The 21,895-nt window shown below is 70.7% G+C and carries 14 protein-coding genes; 6 read left to right on the top strand and 8 right to left on the bottom strand.

Annotated elements, in window-relative coordinates:
* Positions 1 to 20: 20 nt before the first annotated feature.
* On the bottom strand, positions 21 to 2,690 hold the full coding sequence (locus ACWGKJ_RS16720; protein ID WP_385027130.1) for a glycoside hydrolase family 31 protein: 2,670 nt from the start codon (positions 2,688 to 2,690) through the stop codon (positions 21 to 23).
* 386 nt (positions 2,691 to 3,076) lie between these two features.
* Between ACWGKJ_RS16720 and ACWGKJ_RS16725 the strand changes: the two genes are divergently transcribed.
* Positions 3,077 to 4,831, top strand: a complete 1,755-nt coding sequence (locus ACWGKJ_RS16725) for a coagulation factor 5/8 type domain-containing protein (RefSeq protein ID WP_385027133.1) — start codon at positions 3,077 to 3,079, stop codon at positions 4,829 to 4,831.
* Between the two features lie 127 nt (positions 4,832 to 4,958).
* On the opposite strand, the gene ACWGKJ_RS16730 is transcribed toward ACWGKJ_RS16725, so the two are convergent.
* Complete coding sequence (locus ACWGKJ_RS16730) at positions 4,959 to 6,566, bottom strand: glycoside hydrolase family 71 protein (RefSeq protein WP_385027137.1); 1,608 nt, start codon at positions 6,564 to 6,566, stop codon at positions 4,959 to 4,961.
* 552 nt (positions 6,567 to 7,118) lie between these two features.
* On the opposite strand from ACWGKJ_RS16730, the gene ACWGKJ_RS16735 reads away from it, so the two are divergent.
* On the top strand, positions 7,119 to 8,522 hold the full coding sequence (locus ACWGKJ_RS16735; RefSeq protein ID WP_385027139.1) for a sugar transferase: 1,404 nt from the start codon (positions 7,119 to 7,121) through the stop codon (positions 8,520 to 8,522).
* 43 nt (positions 8,523 to 8,565) lie between these two features.
* Here the strand turns inward: ACWGKJ_RS16735 and ACWGKJ_RS16740 are convergent, their stop codons facing one another.
* Positions 8,566 to 9,504: a GDP-L-fucose synthase family protein gene (locus ACWGKJ_RS16740; protein ID WP_385027142.1), complete on the bottom strand. Its 939-nt coding sequence runs from the start codon at positions 9,502 to 9,504 to the stop codon at positions 8,566 to 8,568.
* Positions 9,505 to 9,629: 125 nt separating this feature from the next.
* Between ACWGKJ_RS16740 and gmd the strand changes: the two genes are divergently transcribed.
* The 3 genes from gmd (at position 9,630) to ACWGKJ_RS16755 (ending at position 14,195) form a co-directional block, all read left to right on the top strand.
* Positions 9,630 to 10,643, top strand: coding sequence for a GDP-mannose 4,6-dehydratase (gene gmd / locus ACWGKJ_RS16745; protein ID WP_385027145.1), 1,014 nt, complete (start codon positions 9,630 to 9,632; stop codon positions 10,641 to 10,643).
* Positions 10,644 to 10,695: 52 nt separating this feature from the next.
* The gene (locus ACWGKJ_RS16750) at positions 10,696 to 13,437 is read left to right on the top strand and encodes a CBM96 family carbohydrate-binding protein (protein WP_385027148.1); all 2,742 of its coding nucleotides are present in this window, start codon (positions 10,696 to 10,698) and stop codon (positions 13,435 to 13,437) included.
* Between the two features lie 83 nt (positions 13,438 to 13,520).
* Entirely contained in the window at positions 13,521 to 14,195 is a 675-nt protein-coding gene (locus ACWGKJ_RS16755; protein ID WP_385027151.1) for a hypothetical protein, read from the top strand.
* Positions 14,196 to 14,204: 9 nt separating this feature from the next.
* Here ACWGKJ_RS16755 and ACWGKJ_RS16760 read toward each other — a convergent pair whose 3' ends face one another.
* Together ACWGKJ_RS16760 and ACWGKJ_RS16765 are read right to left on the bottom strand one after the other, a co-directional pair.
* Positions 14,205 to 15,341 (bottom strand): glycosyltransferase, encoded by a 1,137-nt coding sequence (locus ACWGKJ_RS16760; RefSeq protein WP_385027154.1) that lies wholly within the window; start codon positions 15,339 to 15,341, stop codon positions 14,205 to 14,207.
* Positions 15,338 to 15,874: a WcaF family extracellular polysaccharide biosynthesis acetyltransferase gene (locus tag ACWGKJ_RS16765; protein ID WP_385027157.1), complete on the bottom strand. Its 537-nt coding sequence runs from the start codon at positions 15,872 to 15,874 to the stop codon at positions 15,338 to 15,340. Before ACWGKJ_RS16765 ends, ACWGKJ_RS16760 begins: the two co-directional genes overlap by 4 nt.
* 277 nt (positions 15,875 to 16,151) lie before the next feature.
* On the opposite strand from ACWGKJ_RS16765, the gene ACWGKJ_RS16770 reads away from it, so the two are divergent.
* Entirely contained in the window at positions 16,152 to 17,690 is a 1,539-nt protein-coding gene (locus ACWGKJ_RS16770; RefSeq protein ID WP_385027159.1) for a hypothetical protein, read from the top strand.
* Here ACWGKJ_RS16770 and ACWGKJ_RS16775 read toward each other — a convergent pair.
* From ACWGKJ_RS16775 to ACWGKJ_RS16785, 3 genes are read right to left on the bottom strand one after another with little or no spacing between them, the layout of a single operon-like run.
* Positions 17,663 to 18,907 carry an MATE family efflux transporter gene (locus ACWGKJ_RS16775; RefSeq protein ID WP_385027162.1) on the bottom strand — a complete coding sequence of 415 codons (1,245 nt, stop codon included), beginning with the start codon at positions 18,905 to 18,907 and terminating at the stop codon, positions 17,663 to 17,665. The two genes, ACWGKJ_RS16770 and ACWGKJ_RS16775, sit on opposite strands and share 28 nt — an antisense overlap.
* Positions 18,904 to 20,616: a lipopolysaccharide biosynthesis protein gene (locus ACWGKJ_RS16780; protein WP_385027165.1), complete on the bottom strand. Its 1,713-nt coding sequence runs from the start codon at positions 20,614 to 20,616 to the stop codon at positions 18,904 to 18,906. The genes ACWGKJ_RS16775 and ACWGKJ_RS16780 overlap by 4 nt, the downstream gene beginning before the upstream one ends.
* Positions 20,613 to 21,818 (bottom strand): glycosyltransferase family 4 protein, encoded by a 1,206-nt coding sequence (locus ACWGKJ_RS16785; RefSeq protein WP_385027193.1) that lies wholly within the window; start codon positions 21,816 to 21,818, stop codon positions 20,613 to 20,615. Before ACWGKJ_RS16785 ends, ACWGKJ_RS16780 begins: the two co-directional genes overlap by 4 nt.
* Positions 21,819 to 21,895 lie beyond the last annotated feature (77 nt).

Here is a 21,895-nt window from a genome sequence, read left to right on the forward strand (position 1 = left end):
TCACTGCTGCCCGTCGGCCGCTACTTCCGCAGGGTCACCGAGAAGCCGTGGCCCGTGGAGAGCGACGGCGTCCTGATCTCGGTGACTCCGGTGGCCGGGTCCCGGTACCAGCCGGACTTCGCCGCGGCGAACGCCTTGGCGGAGGTCAGCCGGGGCAGCCTGCCGCCCGCCATGACCACCTGCGAGGGCGCACTCTTGGCGTGCACCGTGAAGGTGTACGAACGGGAGGCGGGCTTGCCCGTGTAACTTCCCTTGCTCTCACCGACCTTGATGGTGGTGGTGCCCTTGCCGTGCGTGGGGGCCTTCACCTGGACGTGCTGGGTGGCCGACGAGCCCTTCGCGTACTTCCGGGTCACGCCGTCGTCCTCGTACAGCGTGTAGTCCGTGGTGCCCTTCGGGTAGATGTCGTAGTCGAGTTCGCTCTTGTTCCGGGTCTCCCAGGAGGTCGTGCCCTTGGGCCACATCGGGACGATCGAGCCGCCCTTGACGAAGAGCGGCAGGGTGTCGAGCGGTGCCTTGTAGCCGTTGACCGTGGTCGGGCCGTGGTAAGTCTTGCCCGTCCAGTAGTCGGTCCAGGTGCCCTTCGGCAGATAGATGCCGTTGCGGACGTCGGTGTCACTGTAGACAGGCGCGACCAGGAAGTCCGAGCCGGACATGAACTCGTACTTGGCGTTGGCACCGAGCGTCGCCGGGTCGCCCGGGTACTCCAGCGACAGCGGGCGCACCGACCCGACACCGGTCTTCGTGGCGTCCTTGGAGAGCGTGTACATGTACGGCAGCAGCCGCTCCTTCAGCTGCAGGTACTTCCGGTTGATGGAGGTGTACGGCTCGCCGTCGAGCCACGGCTGCTGGTCGTGCGGCTTCTTGGTGGTGATGTCGGTGGCCCAGCCGTCCATCGTCATGATGGCCGGGAGGAACGCCTTCCACTGGAGGTCGCGTGCGTACATCTTCGGGTCGTGGCTGTAGATCGAGCCGACGTCACCGGTGTTGTACGCGATGCCCGACAGGGTCGCACCCGCGTAGGTGGGAATCTGCCAGCGCAGGTAGTCCCAGGACAGCTTCTGGTCGCCGCTCCAGAGCACACCGCAGCGCTGGGCACCGGCCCAGGAGACGGGCAGCCAGACGAAGCCGCGGGCGTCGCTGTTGTCCTCGATACCGGCCTTGGCCTGGTCGCAGGCGTCGAGCGCCATACCGTAGCCGTTGCCGACCCAGGCGACGTCCAGCTTGCGGACGCGCACTCCGGCCTTGGCCTCGTCGGCCTGGTTCGGCAGACCGTCCTGGGTCCAGAGGCCGAGCTGGGTGTGGGTCTTGTTCAGCCCCGCACCGGTCTGCGGCAGGTTCTCGTAGCCGCAGCCGTAGCCGTCGTTGACCAGCATCCAGCCGAGCGGCATCTGGTTCTGGTCGTAGCCGTCCGCGATCTTGAGCGAGTCCAGGGTGTGGCGTTCGCCCCGGTTGGCGTTGTGCAGATAGCAGTCGGCGTCGCCCGGTTCGAGGCCGTACACCGGCGGCATGAAGGGCTTGCCGACGAGCGAGGTGTACTGGCCGATGACCGACTTGGTGTCGCCGGTGAAGTAGTAGGCGTCCAGGCGGCGTTCCTGCTGGCCGGTCCTGACCGGTGAGCCGAAGTCGTACACCCCGGCCGTCATGGTGTTGCGGAAGACGCCGTATCCCGCGGTGGAGATGTAGAACGGCTGGGAGTTGTTGTAGCCGCCCTCGTCCCAGTCGGTGTTGTTGCCGACGTTCATGACCTGGTCGCGGTGGGAGAAGCTGCCGTTCTGCTCACCGCCGCCGAAGAACTGCTCCTTGGACCCGCGCTTGAGGCTCTGCCGCATTCCGCCGGTCGTCCAGCGCAGCGGGTCGGCCTCGGCCCAGATCGCCGTACGGTTGTCCGCCTTGTAGAGGGCGAACTTCAGCGGCTTCTTGTAGATGCGCAGCACGGTGCCCTTGGACCGGATCCCGTAGTAGGTGCCGGCGTTGAAGGAGGAGGTGTGCGACTGGACCTTCGGCTGCTGCTGGATCATATGGCTGCCGGCGGGACCCGAGAGGTCGCCGTCCGGGGACGCCTGGAGGCGCATCGTCTCGTCGGTGAAGAATGAGGCGCGGGCCTTGAGGCCGCCGGCCGCGATGTCGTAGGTGCCGTGCGAGCCCTTGAAGCCGGTGAGGTTGCCCGCGTCGGTGGACTCGGGGAGGTACGCCTTGCCGGTGAAGGAGTTGTTGTGGACGGTGTACGGGACGACCACGACGTGGTAGGTGCCCGAGGCCTTGGGGATGACCGTCGCCTCGGGGTCGGCGGTCCCGGCGCTCGACGCGACCTGCTTGTTGTCCTTGTCGTAGATGTACATGTCGAAGTCGTCGGTGGGGGTCTGCCACTGGATGGAGACCGGGACGCCGCCCTCGGGGTTGTCGTCCCATTCGCCCGCCGGCGGATTCACGGTCAGATCGAACCGGGCGCACTTGGCCTGGTCCGGATCGTCGGCCGCCGTACCGCACTTGTCGGGGCCGTCGACGGTGCCCTTGGCGTAGACGGGGCTCTGCCAGGTGACCGTCTTCGTCCCGCTGTCGAGGCGGCCCGACGGGATCGCGGCCGCGTGTGCCTGTGATGCCGGGAAGGTCAGGGTGGTGAGGGCGAGTACCAGCGCCGACACCGCGGCGGCCGCGCCCTGCCGGGGGCGGCTTCTGAGGATTCGCAAGGAGTGTTCTCCGTTCGTACCGAACAGCAAAATGTGCAATGCCTGCGCAGACATGCTTGGAACACTGGAAATTCGAGCATCACAATTCACCTTGCGGTCAGTACATGTCAACGTTTCGGCGCGATCCGCACCCCTCGTCCGGAGCGGCTCCACTGCGGCTGCCGCCCTCGTCACCGGCGTCCGGCGCCAGAAGCGCCGACCCTCATCTGCCGCCTTATTCAACAGAGTTGGAGAAATCCGGGTCATCTCCACCACTTTTTGCACAACTCTTGACGTGGCGCATGCCCGGAGGAACGATCCAACCCATCAGAGAGCGCTCCCAGAGCTTTTCGCTCTTCATTTCTTGAAGGCTCGCCGTCGAGCCACCAACTGCGGGAGATTTCCCCATGCTTGTTCCCCCCACAGCACGCAGGAGAAGGGTGTCGGTGGTGGCAGCGGCCGCGCTCGCCGCCGCGCTGCTCGTCGTCGCCCCGTCGAAGTCACACGCCGCCGACCTGCCGGGCGGCGGCGACCTCGGACCGAATGTGCATGTCTTCGACCCCTCAACCCCCGATATCCAGGGCCAGTTGGACTCGGTCTTCAAACAGCAGGAGTCGGCGCAGTTCGGCACCGGCCGGGACGCCTTCTTCTTCAAGCCGGGCAACTACAGCAACATCAACGCCCAGCTCGGCTTCTACACCTCGATCGCCGGACTCGGCCTCTCCCCCGACGACACCAACATCAACGGCGATGTCACCGTGGACGCGGGCTGGTTCAACGGGAACGCCACCCAGAACTTCTGGCGCTCGGCGGAGAACCTCGCCCTCACCCCGGCGAACGGCACCGACCGCTGGGCGGTGGCCCAGGCCGCCCCCTTCCGCCGGATGCACGTCAAGGGCGGCCTCAACCTGACCCCCGACGGCTACGGCTGGGCCAGCGGCGGCTATATCGCCGACAGCAAGATCGACGGCACGGTCAGCCCCTACTCCCAGCAGCAGTGGTACACCCGCGACAGCTCGGTGGGCGGCTGGGCCAACGGCGTCTGGAACATGGTGTTCTCGGGTGTCAAGGGCGCCCCGGCACAGGGCTTCCCCGACCCCACGTACACCACCCTGGACACGACCCCGGTCTCCCGCGAGAAGCCGTTCCTCTACCTGGACGGCAACGACTACAAGGTGTTCACGCCGGAGAAGCGCACCAACGCCAGCGGCACCACCTGGGAGAACGGCACGCCGAAGGGCGACTCGATCCCGCTGGACCAGTTCTACGTGGTCAAGCCCGGCGCGAGCGCCGCGACCATCAACCAGGCGCTGGACCAGGGGCTCAACCTGCTCTTCACGCCCGGCATCTACCACGTGGACCAGACGATCAACGTGAAGCGGGCCAACACCGTGGTGCTGGGTCTCGGGTACGCGACGATTGTCCCGGACAACGGGGTGACGGCGATGAAGGTCGCCGACGTGGACGGCGTCAAGCTGGCGGGTCTGCTGATCGACGCGGGTACCACCAACTCGGACACGCTGCTCCAGGTCGGCCCGGAGGGCTCGTCCGCCGACCACTCGGCCAACCCGACCACCGTGCAGGACGTCTTCGTCCGGATCGGCGGCGCGGGCCCCGGCAAGGCCACCACCAGTATGGAGATCAACAGCAACAACACCATCGTCGACCACACCTGGCTCTGGCGCGCCGACCATGGTGAAGGGGTCGGCTGGGACACCAACCGAGCCGACTACGGGCTCACGGTCAACGGCGACAATGTGCTCGCCACCGGGCTGTTCGTCGAGCACTTCAACAAGTACGACGTCCAGTGGAACGGCGAGAACGGCAAGACGATCTTCTTCCAGAACGAGAAGGCGTACGACGCCCCCAACCAGGCCGCCGTCCAGGACGGCGCCACCAAGGGATACGCCGCCTACAAGGTCGCCGACTCGGTCAACACCCATGAGGGCTGGGGTCTTGGGAGCTACTGCAACTTCACCGCGGATCCGACCATCCAGCAGGACCACGGCTTCGCCGCCCCCGACAAGGCGGGGGTGAAGTTCCACGATCTGCTGGTGGTGTCGCTCGGCGGGAAGGGCCAGTACAACCACGTCATCAACAACACCGGCTCCGCCACATCGGGGACGTCGACGGTGCCGTCCACCGTCGTCTCGTACCCGTGAGGATCGCCGCAGCGGCCGGGGGTACCCGCACCTGACCGGACAGCGCCCGAGGCCCTTCCCCTTGCGTAAGGGGAAGGGCCTCGGACGAATCCGGCTCCGGAAGTGTCCGGCCCAGGGAGTGTCCGGCTCAGGGAGTGTCCGGGCGGCCGCTGCTCTCCGCGTAGTACTGGAGGTCCTGCACCTGGACCTGGCTCCGTACCGGGTGGCGCGAGGTCACCTCCGCCACCGTCCTGCCGTCCCTGCGCACCGTGGCCGCGCTCCACCCCGGGCGCAGCGGCACCAGGGTGGCCAGGACCCCGGCCGGGACCGGGTGGCTCCGCCGGTCGGTCCCGACCACGGTCTCCAGATCGGCGGGCGCGGTCAGGAAGGTCAGCGCCTCCACCATGTCGCGGGGCGCGGCCGTCCCCGCGCGCGGGCTCATCAGCTTCTGCTGCGCGCCGGGCGCCGGGCGCGCCCCTGCGAACTGCACCCGCGAGGTCAGATAGACCGTGTCCCGCACGATCTTCGGCCACTGCCCCGTCTTGAACCGGGTGAGGTAGTACGAGGACAGGTCGAGGTAGACGTAGCCGTTGTGCAGCGATGGGGCGAACTGGCTGCCCTCGGAGTAGTCGTTCCAGGTGGTGAGCTGGACCCAGTCGGCACCGTCGTCGATGGCGTGGCCCCAGCCTGCGCGCAGCGTCGCGGTGTTGCCCGCCTCGTCGTACACCCCCTGGTTCGGCCGGGCGTCCTGCACCGAGACCGGCTGCATCCAGGTCCTGCCGAGACGGTGGGCCAGCGCCACATCGCCCGCGGCCCCCGCCTGGGCGGTGTAACTGCGGTTGCCCCACTCCGAGAAGCCGTAGCTGATCGGGGCGAACCGCTGTGCGTTCGCCCGGAAGTCGAGGAAGAGCGGGACCAGGGCCGTACGGATGCCGTGGCGTGCCCGCAGCCGTGTCGTCAGCTGCGACCACCAGCCGGGGTCGTGTGCCTCCGCCTTGAAGGGGGAGATCACCAGCCGTCCGTCGCCGAGCCGGTGGGCGGCGGGCGAGGCGGCCAGTCCGGCCAGGGCGTCGGCCAGCGTCGTCGGGTCGGTGTGCAGCGACGTCATGTCCGGCATCAGCATGATCCGGAACCCCGGGGCGGCCGAAGCGGCGGCTCTCATCAGGAGGTTGACGCGCTGCCAGTTCGGTCCGGTCAGCGAGAGGATGTCGACGCTGAACCCGTCGATACCGGCGGCCCTCGCCGTACGGACCTCCTGCTGGAGGTTGGCGAGCTGCCAGTCGCCGCCGCGCGGTGCGACCGGAAGGGGCCGGTCCCGCAACAGGCCCCCGTACGAAGCGTGTTTGCCGTTCTCACCCTGCCTGGTCAGATAGTTGCGGCTGTAGTAGTCCTGCCCGGCCGGCTTGTTGTCCAGGGAGAGCGGATACGGCGTGAAGTAGTGGGCGAACACCAGGTGGTGGCCGGTGCGCAGCGCCGCGGTCGAGGGCAGGTCGAAGGGGAGTTCCTTGCCGGTGGTGCGCTGCGGCCGGGGGGTGTTGGCCCCGGCCCGCACATCCGGGCCCTGGGCGGACGGCCCGGCGGCGGGTGCTCCGGCGGGCCCGCCGTCCGCCCCGAAGGGCGACCAGGCCATTCCGCTGGTGGCCAGCAGACAGATCAGCAGCAGGCCGAGCCCGAGACCGGCCCCCGGCAGCAGGATGCGCCGCCCGGTGGTGCTGCGGCGGTGGTGCGCCAACGGTCGTACCGGCGCTTCTGCCATCGTCGTTCCTTCCCGGAAAACCGCCCGCAGTGCGGGGGTTGCGCAGTAGTAGAACCGAAATGCCGCTTCGGGACAACAGGGGTCGGCGCCGGAGGCGGCGGTACGCGGCGGCCGGGTGTCCCGGGCCGTCCGGCCGCCGCCCGCCGTGACCAGCGGCGCAGTCGCTGAGGCTGTCGCTCCGCATCCCGTACCGTGAAATGCCGCCGCACCGGGGCAGGTTCGTTCGCACGCATGACCGTGGGGTGAATCCGGCTGCACACGGCGGTCGGGACAGAGAAGGCGCCACGATCGATTACACGAGGCCAACACCTCTTCCTCACACGGTCTCCCGATATATGCCGGGCCAATCGGTCGCAACGATTACGTAAACGGCATGGTGCGCCCTGAAGTTTGTCGTACTGTTCCCTGTTGCGACTCCAGTTCGTCGATCGGGGAATCGACCAGCGGGACGCACCAGTCAACACGTGCCGGGGGGGGTACATGTGGCATGTCCGAACGCCTGAGACAAGTGCGTCCGACATCAGCACTTCATCAGGCGCGATCCCGCATGGGATGCGCCTGAAAGCACCGTGGTACCTGCCGACGGCCCTGCTCGCCGACGTCGCCGCGACGGCGCTGCCGGTGGCTCTGGCCTTCCGCGCCCAGGGGCAGCCGTACGCACTCCGGTCGGCCGCCGTCACGGCGGTGGCCTGGCTGGGCGTGCAGGCGTTCCGGCGCCGCTACACGAGGCGCGCCCTGGGTGAGTCCAGGGGCGCGCTGCCCGTGCTGCACGACTGGCTGATCCTGCTGGGCGTGCTCGCGGTGATCCGCAGCGCCGCCGAACTCCACCACCCGCCGCTGCTCAGCCTGTTGGTGCTCCTTCCGTCGCTGCTCGCCACCCTGGTCTGGCGCCGGGCCACCTACCGGCATCTGGCCGCGGCCCGGCGGAAGGCCCAGGTGGTGACCCGGGTGCTGGTGGTGGGCGAGCCGGTGGCGGCCGATGACGTGGCCGGCCATCTGGCGGGCCGCACCGACCACCCGTACGTCGTGGTCGGCATCGTGGCGGTGGGCGCGGGCGAGGTGGGCAGCGGATCCCGGGTGGCCGGCCGGCTGGCGCCCTACGCCCCGGTGGTCACGGCGGACGACACCGTGCCCCTGCTGAGCGCGGCGCGCGAGCTGTCGGCCGATGTGGTCCTGGTCGCGCCCGGCTCCGGGATGTCGGGCGAGAGACTGCGGCGGCTCTCCTGGGCCCTGCATGACGCGGGGGTCGAACTCGCTCTGGCCCCGGGCCTGGTGGAGATCTCCGTCAAGCGGCTCGAACCCTCGTCCGCAGCCGGTCTCGCACTGCTGCGGATCGTGCCGCCGGTGCGGCGCGGCGCCCAGCCGGTGCTGAAGTCCGTCGTGGACCGGGCGGGCGCGGCTGCCGGGCTGCTGCTGCTCTCGCCGCTCTTCCTGGCCATAGCCCTTGCGGTCGGGCTGAGTTCGGCCGGTCCGGTCTTCTACCGGCAGCAGCGGATCGGCCAGGGCGGCACACCGTTCGTGATGTGGAAGTTCCGTACGATGCGGCTGGACGCGGACGCCCGCAAGGCCGAGCTGGCATCGGCGAACGAGACCGACGGCCCGATGTTCAAGATCCGGCGCGACCCCCGGGTCACCCGGGCCGGGCGGCTGCTGCGCCGGACCTCACTCGATGAACTCCCCCAGCTGATCAATGTGTTGTGCGGTGTCATGTCCCTGGTGGGGCCGCGCCCGCCGCTGCCCGATGAGGCCGCCCGCTACAACGAGACGGAGGCCAGGCGGCTCGCCGTACGGCCCGGGATGACCGGGCTCTGGCAGGTCAGCGGCCGCTCCGACCTCTCCTGGGACGAGACGGTCCAGCTCGATCTCCAGTACGTCGACAACTGGTCGTTCACCAGCGATGTCGATGTGATGGCCCGTACGCTCCGCGCCGTGGTCGACGGCCGCGGTGCGTACTGACCGGCCGCTGCCCGTGCGGACCCGGGCCCCGACGTACCGGCCGTCAGCCGCGCTGCCAGGCGGCGTACGTGGCGGCGATACCGTCGCGCAGCGCGATGTCCGGCTTCCAGCCGAGTGCGCTCAGACGGGAGATGTCGAGCAGCTTGCGCGGGGTACCGTCCGGCTTGGCGGTGTCCCAGCCGATCCGTCCCTGGTAGCCGGTCACTTCGGCGACGGTGGCGGCGAGTTCCCGGATGGTCAGGTCGGTGCCGCAGCCGATGTTGACCGGGTCGTCGCCGTCGTACGAGCGGAGCAGCAGCGCGCAGGCGGAGGCGAGGTCGTCGACATGGAGGAACTCGCGGCGCGGGGTCCCGGAGCCCCAGAGCACCACCTCGTCCCGCCCGGCCTCGCGGGCGTCGTGGAAGCGGCGGATCAGCGCGGGCAGCACATGCGAGGTCTCCAGGTCGAAGTTGTCGCCGGGCCCGTAGAGGTTGGTCGGCATGGCGGAGATGTAGGCCGCGCCGTACTGCTGCCGGTAGGACTGGATCTGTACGATTCCGGCGATCTTGGCCAGGGCGTACGCCTGGTTGGTGGGCTCCAGCGCCCCGGTCAGCAGGGCGTCCTCACTGATCGGCTGCGGGGCGAGCTTGGGGTAGATGCAGGAGGAGCCGAGGAAGAGGAGCCTGCCCACGCCCGCCGCGTGCGCCCCGGCGATCACGCTCAGCTGGATCTGGAGGTTCTCCTCGATGAACTGGACCGGATGGGTGCTGTTCGCCATGATGCCGCCGACCTTGGCCGCGGCCAGGACGACCGCGTCGGGGCGGGTGTCGTCCAGATAGCGCGCGGTGCTCCCGGCGTCGCGCAGATCCAGCTCGGTTCGGGTACGGGTGAGGACCTGGTGTCCGTCGGCGGTGAGCCGGCGGGCCACGGCCGATCCGACGAGGCCGCGGTGGCCGGCGACGAATATGCGGGCGCCTTCGGGCAGGAACAGCGATTCAGTCATGAACCGGATCATGCCAGGACGAAGCCCATCACTGTGCACAAGAAGCTGACTTATTTCCTGAACCACCATATAACCGCGGTCTCCGGGCCGGTCCCGGCACGGTCCGCCAGAGAGGGACAGTCCATATGAGCAAGTCCGCACTGATCACCGGAGTCACCGGTCAGGACGGTTCCTATCTGGCGGAGCTGCTGCTCTCCAAGGGGTACACGGTCCATGGGCTCGTCCGGCGTTCGTCCAGCTTCAACACGGAGCGCGTGGACCACATCTACCAGGACCCGCAGCAGCCCGATCGGTCCTTCGTACTGCACCACGCGGACCTCGCCGACGGGGTGGCGCTGGTGAACCTGCTGCGCGACCTCAGACCTGACGAGGTCTACAACCTGGGAGCCCAGTCCCATGTCAGGGTCTCCTTCGACGCCCCCCTGTACACGGGTGATGTGACGGGCCTCGGGGCGCTGCGGCTCCTTGAGGCGATCCGGGCGAGCGGTATCGAGACCCGTTACTACCAGGCGTCCTCGTCGGAGATGTTCGGCTCCACCCCGCCCCCGCAGCACGAGGGCACACCGTTCCATCCGCGCAGCCCGTACGGTGCGGCCAAGGTCTTCGGGTACTGGACCACGGTCAACTACCGTGAGGCGTACGGCATGTACGCGGTGAACGGCATCCTCTTCAACCATGAGTCGCCGCGCCGTGGCGAGACCTTCGTGACCCGGAAGGTGACCCGCGCGGTGGCGCGGATCAAGGCGGGCCTCCAGAACCGGCTCTACCTGGGCAATCTGGACGCCGTACGCGACTGGGGGTACGCCCCGGAGTATGTGGACGCGATGTGGCGCATGCTCCAGCACGACGAGCCGACCGACTTCGTGGTGGCGACCGGAGTAGCGGCGACGGTACGGGAGTTCGTGGAGACGGCGTTCGCGCACGCGGGTCTGGACTGGGACAGATACGTCCGTTACGACCCGAAGTACGAGCGCCCCAGCGAGGTGGACGCGCTCATCGGGGACCCGGCCAAGGCGAACGAACTGCTCGGCTGGAAACCGGAGGTGCTCGTCGAGGAGCTGGCCCGGATCATGGTCGACGCCGATATGCGTCAGGTGGCGGACGAACTGGCCGGTGCGAACGTCCGCATCGACCGCTGACATGCACGACTTCAGGTGTGGGGGGTATGCAGTGCGTAGATCCGGAGGGCTCATGCGTAGATCCAGAGGACTCTTGCGGAGGCCCGGGGTGCTTTCGGGCGCCCTCGTCCTCACGGCCACCGCGGGCCTGGGAGCGACGGCGGCGGCGCCTGCCGCGGCGGTCACGCCTCCGGTGGCGTTCACCGCCGACTCGCTGCCGACCTGGCAGACCAACGGGATCGCCTGGGCCCTTGCCGAGGCGCAGGGGACCGTCTTCGTCGGCGGTACGTTCTCGCAGGTCAGGCCGCCGGACGGGGCGAGCGGCACCCCGCAGGACGCCGTCAACTTCGTGGCGATGAACGCGGCCACCGGGGCGCCCACGTCCTGCAAGCTGTCGTTCACCGTGGGCAGCGGCACCGCGACGGTACGCGCGCTCGCGGTCTCGCCCGACAAGAAGACGCTGTACGCGGGCGGCTACTTCGGCGCCGTCAACGGCGTACAGGCTAGCAGCCTCGCCGCGATCGACATCGCCACCTGCGCCCCGAAGGCGGACTTCCACCCGAGCTTCCCGGCGACGGTGCGGGCGCTCGCCGTCACCGACGACACGGTGTACGCGGGCGGCGACTTCGGGACCGTCGCGGGCGAGACCCGCAAACGCTTCGCGGCGGTGGACAGCGCCACCGGGGCGCTGCGGCCGTTCCGCGCCGACGCCGATCTGCCGGGCCGGGCCGTTGCGGTCACGCCTGACGGACACGACGTCCTGCTCGGCGGTGACTTCTTCACCGTCAACGGCGCCGAATCGCACGCGCTCGCCGTGGTCGACGCCGCGTCGGGCGACAATGTGAAGACCTATCCGGGCTTCATCGAGACCAACTCGGTCGTCAAGACCATCGGGACCGACGCGACCGGTTTCTACACCGGCAACGAAGGGACCGGCGGAGGCGTCTTCGACGGGCGGATCGCGCTCAACCTCAGCGATCTCAGTCAGCGCTGGCGTGACACCTGCCTGGGCGCCACCCAGGCCGTGCTCTCGTACGAGAACGTCCTCTACAGCGCGTCGCACGCGCACGACTGCTCCAGCGTGGGCGAGTTCCCGGACGGCCCGCGGAACCATCTGCTGGCCCAGCCGACCACCAGTGTGGGCAAGCTCGGCTGGTTCCCGAACACCAACGACGGCCTGGGCGAGGGCATCGGCCCGCGTGCGCTGGCCGTGTCGGCGACCGGGTCGAACAAGTACCTGTGGGTCGGCGGCGAGTTCACCACCGTCAACGCGGCCCCCGCCCAGGGACTCACCAGGTTCGCGGCGAGCCCCGACACCGGGGTGCCCGGGGTGCCGCAGGCCAGTGCGTCCAGCATCAAGCCCGGTGAGGTGCAGGTGCGGTGGCGCTCCAGCACCGACCTGGACGACAGCAGACTGACGTACAAGGTCTACCGCAACGGCTCGTCGACCCCGCTGTACACCGTGGACGGCGACTCGCTGCCCTGGTCGCGCCCGCAGCTGTCGTTCCGGGACACCGGCGTGAGCGCCGGCCAGACCTACACCTACCGGGTGACGGCGTCGGACGCGGCCGGGAACACCAGCGGGCTCTCGCCCACCGCGACGGTCACCGTCCCCTCGTCGGCCGAGGCGTATCCGTCGGCGGTGCTGAAGGACGGGGCGACCCAGTACTGGCGCTACGACGAGGCGAGTTCCCCGTTCACCGGCGACTCGTCCGCGTCCGACAGCAGCGGCATCCAGCTGGGCGGGCCCGCGCTGCGACAGACGCCGGCCGCGGTCAACGGCCCCAGTACGGCGATGGGTTTCGACGGCACCGACCAGGTGGTGTACAGCGACCGCAGGACGACCGTGGACGGTGACTACTCCATCGAGACCTGGTTCAGGACGACCACCGACCGCGGCGGCAAGCTCGTCGGGTTCGGCAACAACACCACGAAGACCAGCAGCAACTACGACAAGCAGATCTACCTGACCGACAGCGGAAATCTGGTCTTCGGTGTGTACCCGGGGTCGGCGCAGACCGTCACCACCCCCGGCACCTACAACAACGGCGCCTGGCACCATGTGGTCGCCACCCAGGGCTCGTCCGGTATGGCGCTCTACGTCGACGGTGCGCTGAAGGCGTCCTCGAAGGTGACGGGCAATCAGGCGTACTCCGGTTACTGGCGGGTCGGCGGTGACCAGCTCAACGGCTGGCCGCAGCAGCCCACCAGCAACTTCTTCGCGGGCCAGATCGACGAGACGGCCATCTACCCCTCGGTGCTCACCGCCCAGCAGGTGGCCGGCCACTACACGCTGGCCAGTGCGCCCGCCGACACCGTCTCCACGGTCAGGGCGTCCGAGGACAGCTATGTCAACGCGGGTGCCCCGAGCACGAACTACGGCACATCGAGCTCCCTTGCCGTACGCGGCACATCGGCGTACGCGTCGTATCTGCGGTTCACGCTGCCGTCCGCCCCGGCGGGCACAGTACTGAAGAGCGCCAGGCTGTCGGTGAAGACCTCGACGCAGACCGGGGCGGGCTCGACGGACAGCCAGTCCGTGGTGCCGGTCACCGGAGACTGGACGGAGTCGGCCCTGACGTACAACAACCGGCCCGCGCCGGGGACCGGCACGCTGGGGACGCTGAGCGGGGCCACGGACGGCTCCACCGTCTACTCGGCCCCGCTCGACACCGCCGCGCTCACCCCGGCACTGGGCAGCCCCTACAGCCTGGCGCTGACGAGCACCGGCACGGACCCGCTCTGGCTGTGGTCCCGTGAGGCCACCGCGGCCGAGGGAACCCCGCAGCTGGTGCTGACCTTCGGTGCACCGTGATCCGCGGGTGACACCACCGCCTTGACAGCGTGCGGGGCCCGGCCGGCCGGGCCCCGCACCACCCGTACCACAGGAGCTCTCTCATGCGTCCACTCCACCGGCGTACCGCGGCCGTTGCGGCCGCGCTGGCCGCCCTCGTCTCCGTCTCCGCCTGCGGTTCGTCCGGTACCGCCCATGACGGGAGGAGCGGGGCCCGGCACAGCCCGGCCCCGGCGGCGACCATCCCGGACCCGCAGACCGCGACAGGCCCCTCGTCGACCCCTTCGGCCAGTGAGCCGGTGCTGCCGGACTCCCGGCTCACCCCGGCCACCGGCTCGTTCAGCAAGAAGGACAAGAAGTATCTGAGCGGGCGGGTACCGCAGGACATGGATCCGTCCGCCGTGCTGCAGACCGGGCAGGAGAACTGCCAGCGGGTGGCAAGGACCGCAGCGCACGACAAGGACGCGGCGGTGGGGGCGGTCATCGCGGGCGACATCCCCGACGCGAAGGCAGCCATCACGCTGCTCTGCCCCGGCCAGAAGCCGGTGCTCAGAGCCGCGGACGCGGGCTTCGCGGACGGCACCCGGAAGAAGCCCCGAGCCGGTACCTACCGGGCCCTGACCCACTCCGACGACTGCGCCTGGCGGGTCTCGGACAGCCACGGCAAGGTGCTCGCGTCCGGGCCTGGCACGGGCGCCAAGGGCACGGTCAGGGCCCGCATCCCGGCGGGCGCTGCCGAGTTCACCTCGTCCGGCTGCTACGCCTGGGTGCCCGCGTAGGCCCCTCCGTCACACCCCCCGCGCGCTCCCCGTACAGCCCTCGTACACCCCGACGAGTGTGTCGAGCACGCTGTCCATCGAGAACGCCTCCGCCGCCAGCTTCCGGGCCGCGGCGGAGGCCGGTACGCCGACGGCCGGGTCGAGCAGCTCCCGTACGGCCGGGGCCAGACCGGCGGGGCCGTCGACCACGCGTCCGGCGCCGGCCTCCGCGATGTCCCGGGCGAGGCCGTTGGAGCGCGTGACCACGGCGGGTGTCCCGGCCGCGAGTGCTTCCAGGACCGACATCGGGAACGGCTCGTCCACCGATGGCAGCACATAGACATGGGCCCGCCGCAGCTCGGCGAGCATCTCACCGGCCGAGAGCGCACCGGGGCAGTGCACGCGCTCCCCGAGGCCGAGCCGGTCGATGAGCGCCTGTACGGAGGCGAGTTCGCCCTCGTCGGGCCCGGCGACCACGAACTCGGCCGCCGGGTGGTGGCGCAGGATCTCCGGGACCGCCGCCACGAAGTCCCGCGGGCGCTTCCTGGCCTGGAGCCGGGCCGCGTACAGGATGCGCGGGGCTCCGGACGGGGCGGGGCGCGGCTCCTGGGCCGGTACGCCGTTGACGAGGCGGGTGAGCCGGAGCGGCCGCCCCGGGCCGGCGGGCGCCACGGCTTCGAGGCCCCTGCGTTCATGGTCGGTCAGACAGAGCACGGCCGCTGCCCCGCGGAGCACCCTGCGGACGGCGAGCCCGTCGAGCACTCGGGCGAGGAGCCGGTCGCTGGGGTCGACCATGCCATGGGTCTGGAGCACGAGCGGCCTGCCGGCACGCAGCGCCGCGAGGGCGACCGGCAGGGTCACCAGATCGCGGGCGAGGTGCACATGGACGATGTCGGCGTCACGGACCAGCCGTCCGGCGCCTGCGACCAGGGCGGGCGAGGTGATCCCGCTGAAGCCGAGCGGCAGCATCCGGCGGGCCGGGAAGAGCCGGGCGGGCACGCCCTCCACTTCGGTGGGCAGCGGGCCTTCGAAGCCGTCCCCGAGGGCGGTCAGCCGCGCCTCGTGGCCGCGGGCCCGCAACCCCCGGGAGAGGTTGAGCGCGACCCGTACAGGGCCGCCGAAGGCGTGTGTGGGGCTGTGCAGGGTGACGGCGTGCAGGACTCTCATACCGGCTCCTGCACCGGGCGGCGGCCATCGGCCGTGTGGAGGGTGAGGTCCGGGAGGTCCCGGTGGACGACGGTGCCCGCGGCGACGACCGCCTGCGCGCCTATGGTGACGCCCGCGAGGACCGTGGCGCGGGCGGCGATCCAGGCGCCGTCCTTCACCTCGATCGGGGCGTTGCGGTAGCGGAAGTCCGCGGCGCGGTGGTCATGGCTGCCGGTGCAGAGCAGCGCCTCCTGGGAGAGACAGACGTGCGCCCCGAGGGTGACCGGTTCCAGGTTGAGCAGCCAGGCGCCCTCACCGATCCAGGTGTGGTCGCCCACCGTCAGCTTCCACGGCCAGAGGATCCGTACCCGGTGACGGATCAGCACCCCGTCGCCGATGGTCGCGCCGAACGCCCGCAGCAGCGCGACACGCAGCCGGGCCGGGCAGAACCACGCCATGAAGACGGTGTTCATCACGGCGAACCACAGCGCCTGGGTCACTCTGCCCCGGCCCTTGTCGTATCCGGCCAGCGTGAACGCCGGTAGATTCCGCATCACTTCACCCCCACTGGCGCCTCCCCAGGCGCCCGAGCGCTCAGCCTAGTGCTTGCCGGGTGGTGGCGGCGCGGCCTCGGTAGACTGCGGGCGGGGAAGCACGGCGGGGTGTCCGGCCGGTGTGTTCGGCCGGGGCGCCGGCAGGGGCATTCAGCAGGGATACGCAGCAGAGACACGCAGCAGGGACATGCAGCGGGGCCGCTCAACGGCGCGGCCCGGCAAGGGCGTTCAGCAAGGGCGCCCGGCAGGCGGTTTCAACAGGGGCGGGGGCCGGCCGATGGCGACGGACACGAGCGAGGGCGCCCGGCCGGGTCCCACGGCCGCTGCCACCGGACACAGACCGCTCCCCGGCCCTCCCGTGGCCGCCGCCGCCTTCCGCTTCGCGCCCGCCGTCTCGCCCCGCACACTGCTCTCCCGGGCCCTGTCGGTGCCGCTCGCGCTCGGGCTCTCGCTGGTACTGCCGCTGATCGTCGCCGTACAGCCGGGCGACGGGGCCCATGACGCCGCGTACTGGCTCCAGCTCACCCTGACCGTGTACGCGGGGGCCAGACTCTCCGGGATGGTGCTGACCAGCCACCGCAAGCTGCTCCAGGGCTCGTTCTGGCTCTTCGTCTACATGGCGATGGGCGTGGCGCCCCTGGCCCAGGCGGTGCTCGGCAAGGTGCCGACACCGGTGGTGGGGCCGCGCTCCGATGTGACGGAGGCGGTGGCGCTGGTCCTCATCGGCTGCGCCGCCTTCGACGTGGGCGCGCTGCTCGCCCGGCACCGGCCCGGTGGCAGAGGCCGCGGTGAGACCCGGCCCGCGCTGGTGCACAGGCGGCGGCTGTATCTGCTGGTCGTGGTGGCCTTCGTGTGCAGCGCGGCGCTCATCGTCAAACTGGGCGGGCCCGCCGTCTTCTTCAGCAGCCGCCAGGAGATCATCGCCGGGATCGAGGAGGCGGGCATTTCGCAGGCCGACTCCCAGGCCGGCCAGGCGCTGCTGCGCGGCTTCGGCACGGTCCCCGCGCTCTTCGCACTGCTCGCGTACACCCGCTGGCTCGTCACCTCGCGGCGGGCCAGGAGGTCCCCCGCCGTGATCGCGGTCTGGATCGCACTGGCAGGGCTGAACACGGTGGTGAACAACCCGATCTCCAACCCGCGTTACTGGTTCCTGACCGTTCTGCTCGCACTGCTCTTCACACTGTTCCCGGTCAGTGCGGCGATGTACCGCTCGGCGCTCAGCCTGGGGGTGGTGGTGGCGCTGGTGGTCTTCCCGTTCGCCGACCGCTTCCGCTACGACGAGCAGAACTACCGCCCGGTGGAGACCACTTCGGTCCTTGAGCCGCTGGCGCTCAAGGACTACGACCAGATCGGTATGTTCGCCAACACCATCACCTTCGAGCGGTCCGGGGTGGGACACCTCTACGGCAGACAGCTGGCCGGTTCGATCCTGTTCGCGGTCCCGCGCTCGGTGTGGCACGGCAAGCCGCACGACACCGGGGTGATGGTCGGTGAGTGGATGGACGCGGTCAACACCAATCTCTCCTCACCGGTCTGGGCGGAGCTGTGGATCGACTTCGGTCCCGCCGGGATGACGCTGGGGCTGCTCGCGATGGGGTACGCCGCAGCCCGGGTGGACCGGCGGTACGCCCGCCGCGCCGTCCGGCGTACGCCTCCCGGGAGCCTGATCTCGCTGGTGGTGCCGCTCGTCGCCGGTTACTCGTTCATCCTGCTGCGCGGGCCGCTGCTCCAGGCGTCGGGCCGGGTGGCCATCGCGGTCATCTGTATCGCGATGGTCACCACCTACCGTCAGGACAGGGGTGCGGCGCTGCGCTGAGCGCCGCCGCCGGTGACCGGCTCGGCCGCCGGGCCCGGCCGGGCGACCCGCGTCCAGGCGGCGACCGCCTTGAGCGCGGAGCCCGCGGCGAGCCCCCAGGCCGCGCCCATGGCGCCGCCGAGCGGATAGCCCCCGAGCATCAGCACCACGGAGACCAGCGAGAACACCACCTGGAGCGAGAGGGTGGCACGCGGGCTGAGCACCCGGAGCGTGACCAGTGCGCAGGTCCCCAGCGCCATCACCGCGTACTGGCTGCCGGTCGCGGGCAGCAGCGCGGAGGCCGACTGCCAGGTGGCTCCCAGGAGTTGGCGCCCCATCCGGTCGGGCAGCGCGTAGAGGACCGCGGCCCAGCCGAAGGCCACCGCGGCCAGTACGCAGCCCAGGAGGGCGGCGGCGCGTGCGATGGCGCGCCGGCCGCCCAGACGGCCGAGGACCGGCGGACCGAAGGCGTTGACCGAGTTGAACAGCACGTTGAGCGGGCCGAAGAGGGTCGTGGCGCCGCGCAGCGCGCCCACGGCCAGCGGGCTGGCGAAGAGACCGAGGCCGAGTACGGCCAGCTGGCTGGAGGCGTTGCCGACGGCGAACTCGACGACGAACCGCATCCCGAGGTGACCGCGCCGCAGATAGCGCCGCACCTGCGTGGCGGCCCCGCGCACCAGGGGCCGCAGCAGCAGCAGACCGGCCAGCAGCGCCGGGACGGCGGAGAGGCCCCAGACGGCCACCAGGCGGGCGGGGGCCGCGTGGTGGGGCTGGAGCAGCAGGGCGGGCACCACACAGAGCAGCCGCAGCACATCGGCGGCGAGTGCGCGGTGCGGCTGCTGCAGTGCGGAGAAGGAGTAGCGAAGGCCGTCCTGGAGCAGCACGAAGGGCAGTACGAGGCCCAGGGCCAGGAAGGTGTGTCCGGTACTGCCGCCGACGGCCGCGCCGCCCACCGCGAGCAGCGCACCCGCGGCAACCGAGGCGCAGGCGGTGAAGGCGGCGGCCGACCGGCAGGCCGATGCGAGCGCCGCGGGGTCGCCGCGCTCCAGTACGACGGCCTGGCCGACGTACGACATATTGAGGCCGAGCAGCACCGTGAACGTCAGGTAGACCATCGAGAACGCGGCGAACCCGGCGGTGGTGGAGACCCGCGCCGCCATCACCAGGACCAGGATGTTGGTCAGGCTGGAAGCAGCCTGGTCCAGCACCGAGGCGGCGACGATGGCCGAGCGTCTCACCGGTCCCCGGCGCGGATGGTGCGCAGGGCGACGGTGTCGTCCCCGGCGGGAACGTGCGGTGCCGCCGGGTACGCAGCCGGAAGCTGCGGCGCCGTCCCCGGCGGCAGGGGTCTGCCCGATGCCCGGCTGCCTCCGCCCCGGTGTCCGGATCTGGCGGCGGTACGGCGGCCGGGCCTGCGGGGCGCCGAGTGGGTGACGGCGCCCAGGACGGTGCCGCCCGCGCCGGTGATCAGCTCGCGGATGCGGACGAGTTCGGCCCGGTGCACGGCGCGCGGGTCGCACACGATCAGCACCCCGTCCACCCGGTCGACCAGGGCCAGGGCGTCGGCGTAGGCGAGGACGGGCGGGGCGAGTACGACGACCGTCGCGTTCGGCGAGTCGGCCTCCTCGATCAGCCGCGACACCCGGGGCGATGTGAGGGCGCGTGCCACATTGCGTACCCGCTCCCCCGGGATCAGGTCGAAGGCGCCCGACTCGCCCGCGTCGACCTGGAGCTGGCGCGGGCCTGGCCAGCCGGACTCGTCGAAGTCGGGCGGCAGGCTCCACCCTGGACGGCTGGGGGCGTTGGCGCGCAGCCGGCCGGTGAGGGAGGGGGTACGCAGATCGGCCTCGACGAGCAGCACGTCCTTGCCGGTCTCGGCGAACGACGCGGCCAGATTGGACGCCACGGCCGCCGCCGCTTCGCTGTTGGCCCCGCGCGGGGCCGCGACGAGCAGCCTGCGCCGGTCGGCGAAACGCTGGTCGTAGGCGAGCCGGAAGGCGACCGATCGGTACTCCTCGGCGAGGCGGGAGTCCGACTGGTCCACGGCGAGCAGCGGACCGCCGTCGGAGACGCGTGGCAGGGAGCCCAGAACGGGGGCCCGTACCGCGCGGGCGACGTCGCCCGACGAGCGGGGCGAGGGGTCGAAGACCAGCCGGACCCAGGCGGCGAGCAGTCCGAGCGCGATCCCGACGGCGCCGCCGACGCCCAGCGAGACGACAAGGCCGAGCCCGCTGGAGGCGCTGGGGGGAACGGCCTTGACGATGACGGTGCCGGCCGTCATGTCGAGCGCCTTGAGGCTGGCTATCTGGCTGTTGAGCGTGCCGACCTTGCTGAGCAGGTCGTCGTTGCGGGCCCGGGAGGAGTCGGGTGCCCCGCTGCCCTCGGCGGCCAGCTGCTTGGCCAGGTCGTTCTGCTCCTTGGCGATCGGGTTCAGCTGGTTCTGGGACTTCTTGACCATGCTGTCGCGCAGTTCGCCCCACTGCTTCTTGCGCAGATCGAGGTAGGCCTTGGTGACGGCGTTGGCCCGGCGGGCCGCTTCCCCGGGCGAGGACGTCGTATAGGTGAAGTGGAGCACCATGGTCTGCGGCGGGTTGGTGACCTGGAGGCCGCGCTGGAAGGCGGCCAGCTGACTGTCCGGCAGGCCGAGTGCCCGTACGGCGACTTCGGCGACGCTGCTGCTGACCGCAGTCTGCCGCTCCGTGCCCATATTGATGGTCTTGTCCACCGAAAGGGCCGGGTTGAAGGGGTCGTTGGTGGGGGCGCGCAGCCGGATGTCACTGGCGGCGGCGTAGCTCTGGGCCGATGTCACCCCGAGCCAGGCACCGCCGAGCAGGCCGACCCCGATGCCCAGGCCGATGAGACGGCGGTAGCGCAGCAGTTGTCTGAACTGGTCCCTCAGCAGGTCCGGTTCGTCGTCCCTCGCCGCGGAAGCGTGCGTGTCCGTCACGTCTGTGGACCCCCCAAGGCCTCATCGATCAGTGCGTCGATCCGCGCCAGTCCCGCGTCCCTCGACAAGTGGGACGCCACATGACGCGGCCCCTCAGCCCCCAGAGCATCGGCGTTCACCGGATCTGCCGCGAGTCTACGCACCGCGGCCAGCAGCGCGTCCGGATCCTCCGGGGAAACGAGCACCCCGGCTCCGGATCTGAGCACCTCCTGCGCGGTGCCGCCCCCGGCGGCCACGGACGCGACCACCGGCCGTCCGGAGGCGAAGTACGAGGTCAGCTTGGACGGGACGCTCATGTCGAGCACCGACGCCCGCTGGGTGACGGCCAGCACGTCGGCCGCTGCGAGAATGTCCGGGAATTCGCCGTCTTCGGCGGGTGGCAGGAACTCCAGATTCGGTACGTCCGACGCGAGTGCGGCCAGTGTCCCGCGCTGATTGCCGTCGCCCATCAGCACCACGCGCAGAGCCGGATCGCGCCGGGCGGACTCGACCAGGACGTCGAGCCCCTGCTTGAGCCCCATGTTCCCGGAGTGCAGGACGACGGTCTCGCCCGCGCGCCAGCCGAGGCGGGCCCGGCTCTCCGTTCGTGGCCGCGAAGGCCCCGGTATGTGGTTCCAGTTGGGCACGAGCCGGATCCGGCCGGGGTCCACGCCCATGGCCCGCACCTTCTCGGTGAAGGTCTCATGGATCACCCCCACCAGGGTGGCGCGGCGCAGTGCGTACGCTTCGGCACGCTCGGCGAGGGCGGCGGCGCGGTCCCCGCCGCGTATCCCGCTCTGCGCGGCCGCGGCGCCCATCAGGTCCTGCACCACGGGGACGTACGGCACCTTCCAGCGCGCCGCGAGCCGGGCCCCGAGCACGCCGCCCGCGAGGCTGGGCAGCTGGGCCAGTACGGCGTCCGGGCGGCCGGTGCGGGGCGGCGCGGCCAGCCCGTGCACCAGGACCGTGGCCTCGAAGAGCGCCCGCCGGGCGGCGGTCTGCCGGGGCGGCACGGTGTGCCGTCTGCGGTGCACCCGTACCCCCGCGCGCTCCTCGGTGCGGCGCCAGACTCCGGCGTAGGCCGGGTCGACGGACCAGGACGGGTAGTGCGGCATCCCGGTGAGCACATGGGTCTCATGGCCGCATCGGGCCCAGTGTTCGGCTATCTGTGTGGCGTACGGGCCGATGCCCGCGTGCTCGGGCGCGTAGTTGGTGGACACCAGCAGCAGCCGGCGCCGGATCGCGGCCTGTTCGTCGTTGCGTCGCGTCTGTGTCACGCGGCGGATCCTTCCCCCCAGAG

It is taken from the genome of Streptomyces sp. NPDC054757 (genome assembly GCF_053612185.1).